Source organism: Kitasatospora sp. NPDC057518, from assembly GCF_042802075.1.
Classification (GTDB): Bacteria; Actinomycetota; Actinomycetes; order Streptomycetales; family Streptomycetaceae; genus Kitasatospora.
Genome location: NZ_JBHVEU010000535.1, coordinates 1 through 5,548 on the forward strand (window position 1 = coordinate 1; position 5,548 = coordinate 5,548).

General features: G+C 72.3%; 5 protein-coding genes. 4 read left to right on the top strand and 1 reads right to left on the bottom strand.

Annotated features, from left to right (window positions below; all coding sequences use genetic code 11):
* Nucleotides 1–99 precede the first annotated feature (99 nt).
* Nucleotides 100–1,098, top strand: coding sequence for a LysR family transcriptional regulator (locus tag ACFU7Z_RS35335; protein WP_380782092.1), 999 nt, complete (start codon nt 100–102; stop codon nt 1,096–1,098).
* 99 nt (nt 1,099–1,197) lie between these two features.
* On the opposite strand, the gene ACFU7Z_RS35340 is transcribed toward ACFU7Z_RS35335, so the two are convergent.
* Nucleotides 1,198–1,524 carry a WhiB family transcriptional regulator gene (locus ACFU7Z_RS35340; RefSeq protein ID WP_049654358.1) on the bottom strand — a complete coding sequence of 109 codons (327 nt, stop codon included), beginning with the start codon at nt 1,522–1,524 and terminating at the stop codon, nt 1,198–1,200.
* A 563-nt stretch (nt 1,525–2,087) separates the two neighbouring features.
* On the opposite strand from ACFU7Z_RS35340, the gene ACFU7Z_RS35345 reads away from it, so the two are divergent.
* The 3 genes from ACFU7Z_RS35345 (at nt 2,088) to guaB (ending at nt 5,532) form a co-directional block, all read left to right on the top strand.
* Complete coding sequence (locus ACFU7Z_RS35345) at nt 2,088–2,699, top strand: response regulator transcription factor (RefSeq protein ID WP_014136228.1); 612 nt, start codon at nt 2,088–2,090, stop codon at nt 2,697–2,699.
* 335 nt (nt 2,700–3,034) lie between these two features.
* Entirely contained in the window at nt 3,035–3,751 is a 717-nt protein-coding gene (gene shbA / locus ACFU7Z_RS35350; RefSeq protein WP_074003945.1) for an RNA polymerase sigma factor ShbA, read from the top strand.
* 278 nt (nt 3,752–4,029) lie between these two features.
* Complete coding sequence (gene guaB / locus ACFU7Z_RS35355) at nt 4,030–5,532, top strand: IMP dehydrogenase (RefSeq protein WP_074003944.1); 1,503 nt, start codon at nt 4,030–4,032, stop codon at nt 5,530–5,532.
* Nucleotides 5,533–5,548 lie beyond the last annotated feature (16 nt).

A 5,548-nucleotide genomic window follows, 5' to 3' on the forward strand; every position in this document is an offset into this window, starting at 1 on the left:
GAGCGGACCGGGCCTCCGGCGTTCCGTCCGAGGTTCCGCTTGAGGCTTCAACTATCAGCAGAATTTTGCAGAATGCAAAGATTGCCTTATAACTAAGGCATGATCGAGGCCCGCCATCTGCGCGTTCTGCGTGCCGTCGCCCGCACCGGCTCCTTCTCCGCCGCCGCCCGCGAGCTGGGGTGTACGCAGCCCGCCATCAGTCAGCAGATGAAGGCCCTGGAGAAGTCGGTGGACACCCCGCTGGTGGTCCGCTCGGGCCGCGGGATGCAGCTCAGCGAGGCCGGCCGGGTCCTGCTCAAGCATGCCACCGGAATCCTGGCCGGGCTCTCCGCCGCCGAGGAGGAGGTGGCCGCGATCGCCGGGCTGCGGGCCGGACGGGTGCGGCTGGTCTCCTTCCCGACCGCGAGCTCCACCCTGGTGCCGCCCGCGGTCGCCCGCCTGCGGGACAGCCATCCGGGGGTGCGCGTGTCGCTGGTCGAGGCCGAGCCGCCGGAGTCGCTGGCGATGCTGCGCGGCGGCGAGTGCGAGATCGCGCTGGCCTTCCGCTACCCGCAGTCCGACGGCGCCGTCGCGCTTCCGGCGCCCGCCCACGGCACGCCGCGCGAGGCCCGGGCCGAGGCCAACCTGGAGGCGCAGCAGCTGACCGCCGGGACCGACTGGTCCGACCTGGTGGTCACCCCGCTGCTGGACGACCCGCTGGTGGGCGTGCTGCCGGCCGCCCACCCGCTGGCCGGGCGGGGCGGGGCGGTGGGGCTGGCCGAGCTGGCGGAGGAGCAGTGGATCGCCGGCTGCCCGCAGTGCCGGGGGCACCTGGTGGAGCTGTGCACCGGGGCGGGCTTCGAGCCGCGGATCGACTTCGCGACGGACGACTACCCGGCGGTGGTCGGCCTGGTGGCGGCCGGTCTCGGGGTGGCGGTGCTGCCCCGGCTGGCGCTGCGGTCGGTGCGTCCTGACGGCGTGTCGACGGTGCCGGTACGGACGGCCTCCGGGGCGCCCGCGGTGCGCCAGGTGGTCGCGCTGACCCTCCCGGACCTGGCCGATGTGCCGGCCGTGGCGCTGATGCTGGAGCGGCTGTCGGGCGCGGCCGCCGACCGCTGACGGTGGGTGACGGGGTTGCCCGGGCCCGGTACGTACGGTGAGCCAGAAGACTGAAGCGCCGCGAAGAAACGTTTCTTCACGGCGCTCAAGGAGACGGGTCTACCGCTGGGCGACCGCCGGCGGGGCCAGCGGAACCTCGACCAGTCGGTGCCGCGAGCGCCCCAGCATCTCCTCGCGTTCGTCCTCGGTCATCCCGCCCCACACGCCGTACGGCTCGCGGACCGCCAGCGCGTGCGCCGCGCACTCGGCGATCACCGGGCAGCGCATGCAGACCTCCTTGGCGCTGGCCTCGCGCGAACTGCGCGCCGCCCCGCGCTCGCCCTCGGGGTGGAAGAAGAGCGAGCTGTCCACGCCACGGCAGGCTGCGGAGAGCTGCCAGTCCCAGAGGTCCGCGTTGGGACCGGGGAGGCGGGAGAAATCTGCCATGGCTCATTCCCTTCAGAGGCTGTCGGCCGTCGGCCGGGCGTTCGGCGGGGCTGCTGCCGAGCGGTGCGGCGGGGCTTCGATGCACTGGTGTGGACACCTGGAAATATGACTTAAGGCAACTCCATGGACAAGTCACCCACACACTGGCACAACAGTCAATGACCATACGAAAGCTATAAAAACGGGCATAGTGGGCAAGGGGCTCCAGCGGGCGCGGACGTGGCAATCGGGTGGTCGACGGGCGCGCGGGGTGCCGAATCGATGTGCGGGTCGTACGCCGACCGCGCGCGAGCTGCGCAAAAGAGCGGCGTGTGCACCGCGATGCGGCTGATCGGTAATGGGTTGGCCACGTACAGTGGTGGAGATGGCCCCGAAGGCCGTAACTCATTCGAGTGACGGTCGTTGGAAGTGCGGAGGCGGTTAGCGGGCGCCGGACGTCGGGAACGATCGCGGGCAGGTTGGGGCGATCACCGCGGAGTCCGTCGCCGATCGGCCGTGTCGTAGAGGTTCGTACCAGCCAGGAGGCTCAACGTGACGCGGATCAGCTGCGGAGGACGACGGTCATGACTTCCGTTCTCGTTTGCGACGATTCCCCGCTCGCCCGCGAGGCGCTTCGCCGCGCGGTCGCGACCGTACCCGGTGTGGACCGGGTCACCACCGCGACGAACGGGGAGGAGGTCCTCCGCCGCTGGGTGGCCGACCGCTCCGATCTCGTTCTGATGGACGTCCGGATGCCCGGCCTCGGCGGGGTCGAGACGGTCCGGCGGCTGCTGTCCGCCGACCCGGGCGCGCGGATCATCATGCTCACCGTCGCCGAGGACCTCGACGGGGTCGCGCTCGCGGTGGCCGCGGGCGCCCGCGGGTACCTGCACAAGGACGCCTCGCGCGCCGAGCTGCGGGCCACCGTCACCCAGGCCCTCGCCGACCCGACCTGGCGGCTCGCCCCCCGCCGGCTGCGCAGCCCCGACATGGGCGCGGCGCCCACCCTGACGGCGCGTGAGATCCAGGTGCTGGAGGGCATGAGCCACGGCCGCAGCAACGCCGAGATCGGCCGCGAGCTGTTCCTCTCCGAGGACACCGTGAAGACCCACGCCCGACGGCTGTTCAAGAAGCTCGGGGCCTCCGACCGGGCGCACGCGGTGGCGCTGGGCTTCCGCTGGGGCCTGGTCCGCTGACCACCGGCGGCGCCGCCGGTTGCGGCGTGCCGCCGGAGGTTCCCGGAGCGGGCGCCGCACGGGCGTGTGACGTTACGGTCCCGAGGTTGCACCATGGAGGAGTGGAGCACCTCGGGGACCAGCGGACAGGCACTGCGGCGAACCACGCAGCCGCAGGACACTCGGCGGACGGCGCGACGGACGGGACCGCCGACGGCGGCGGGGCGGGAGGCGGCACGGTGCAGGAGGGGCCGGTGGTGCGCGGGACGCCGGACGGTGCCGCAGCGCATAACGTTCCGGTGCACAACTCCGGACGCGGTGCCGCGTTTTCCCGCTCGACCAGGCACCATGGACCGATGCGCGACGACGTCGCCGGTGCGACCGGCCAGGCGGACCCGGTGGAGGCCGAGCCCTCCGGTCCGGGCCACGGTCCGTCGTACGCCGAACCCGGCGGTTCCGCCGGTGGGACCGGGCCGGGCCGCCGGCCGGTGCTCGGCACGGGCGGCTCGCCGCTGGTGGGCGAACTGGTCGCGGCCGCGGTGCGCGGCGAGAACCCGGCGATCGACGCGCTGCTCGCCTACGTCCACCCGCTGGCGCTGCGGTACTGCCGCGCCAAGCTGGTCCGGCTGCCCGGCGGGGCCCGCCACCACGTGGACGACGTCGCCCAGGAGGTCTGCGTGGCGGTGCTCTGCGCACTGCCCCGGTACAAGGACCAGGGGCGCCCGTTCGAGGCCTTCGTGTACGGGATCGCCGCGCACAAGATCGCCGATCTCCAGCGGGCCGCGATGCGCGGGCCCGGCTCGACCGTCGTGCCGCAGGACGACCTGCCGGAGGTGCCGGACGAGGCGCTCGGCCCGGAGGAGCAGGCGCTGCTGAGCAGCGACGCGGCCTGGGCGAAGGAGCTGCTCTCCAACCTGCCGGCCCGTCAGCGCGAGCTGGTGCTGCTGCGGGTGGCCGCCGGGCTGTCGGCGGAGGAGACCGGCGAGGTGCTCGGGATGTCACCGGGTGCCGTCCGGGTGGCCCAGCACCGGGCGCTCAGCCGGCTGCGGGCGCTCGCGGAGGAGTCCTCCTGACCACTCCTCCCGTTGCGTGCCGTTTCCGCCGGTTGCGGGCGGAATGATCCACGGGGCGGGGTTGTTGTCAAGGGCACACGAGGACACATTCGCGGTGCCAGTACCATGGGGTATCGGCGCCTGGGCGGGTTGCCAAAGTTTGACGGGTGCGCGCGGGGTCCCCTTGGAGGATCCTCCTATTCGTACCCGGCTTCGGCGGTCTGCGCGAGTGAGCGATGAATGCGCCCCCACCCTCAGGGCGTGAGCGGATTAGGCCGGCCACGGAAGGTACCCCCCAAATGTCTTACAACGCCGCAGGCGTACCCGAGAAGTTCGCCATGCTCGGGCTCACGTACGACGACGTCCTGCTGCTGCCCGGGGCCTCCGAGGTGCTGCCGAACCAGGTGGACACCTCCTCCCGGGTCTCCCGGAACGTGCGCGTCAACATCCCGCTGCTGTCCGCGGCGATGGACAAGGTCACCGAGTCGCGCATGGCCATCGCGATGGCCCGCCAGGGCGGCGTCGGCGTGCTGCACCGCAACCTCTCGGTCGAGGACCAGGCCAACCAGGTCGACCTGGTGAAGCGGTCCGAGTCCGGCATGGTCACCGACCCGATCACGGTCGGCCCGGAGACCACCCTGGGCGAGGCCGACGCGCTGTGCGCCAAGTTCCGCATCTCCGGCGTGCCGATCGCCGACGAGGCGGGCAAGCTGCTCGGCATCGTCACCAACCGCGACATGGCCTTCGAGTCGGACCGCACCCGCCAGGTCCGCGAGATCATGACCCCGATGCCGCTGATCACCGGCAAGGTCGGCATCTCCGGCGTGGACGCCATGGCCCTGCTGCGCCGCCACAAGATCGAGAAGCTGCCGCTGGTCGACGACGAGGGCCGGATCAAGGGCCTGATCACCGTCAAGGACTTCGTCAAGGCCGAGCAGTACCCGAACGCCGCCAAGGACGCCGAGGGCCGGCTGCTGGTCGGCGCCGCCGTCGGTGCCAGCGCCGAGGCGTTCGACCGGGCCCAGGCCCTGGTCGAGGCCGGTGCGGACTTCCTGGTGGTGGACACCTCGCACGGCCACAGCCACAACGCGCTGGCCTGGATCGCGAAGATCAAGTCGGCCGTCGGGATCGACGTGGTCGGCGGCAACGTGGCCACCCGGGACGGCGCCCAGGCGCTGATCGACGCCGGCGTGGACGGCGTCAAGGTCGGCGTCGGCCCCGGCTCCATCTGCACCACCCGCGTGGTCGCCGGCATCGGCGTCCCGCAGGTCACCGCCATCTACGAGGCCGCCCAGGCCTGCCTGGCGGCCGGCGTGCCGGTCATCGGCGACGGCGGCCTGCAGTACTCGGGCGACATCGGCAAGGCGCTGGCCGCCGGCGCCGACACCGTGATGCTCGGCTCGCTGCTGGCCGGCTGCGAGGAGTCCCCGGGCGAGCTGATGTTCATCAACGGCAAGCAGTTCAAGTCCTACCGCGGCATGGGCTCGCTGGGCGCCATGCAGTCCCGCGGCCAGGGCCGCTCGTACTCCAAGGACCGCTACTTCCAGGCCGAGGTGGCCTCGGACGACAAGCTCGTCCCCGAGGGCATCGAGGGCCAGGTGCCCTACCGCGGCCCGCTGTCGGCCGTGCTGCACCAGCTGGTCGGCGGTCTGCGCCAGACCATGGGCTACGTCGGCGCCGGCACCGTCGCCGAGATGGAGAGCAAGGGCCGCTTCGTCCGGATCACCTCGGCGGGCCTCAAGGAGAGCCACCCGCACGACATCCAGATGACCGTCGAGGCGCCGAACTACTCGGCCCGCTGAGCCACCGGCCACCGAG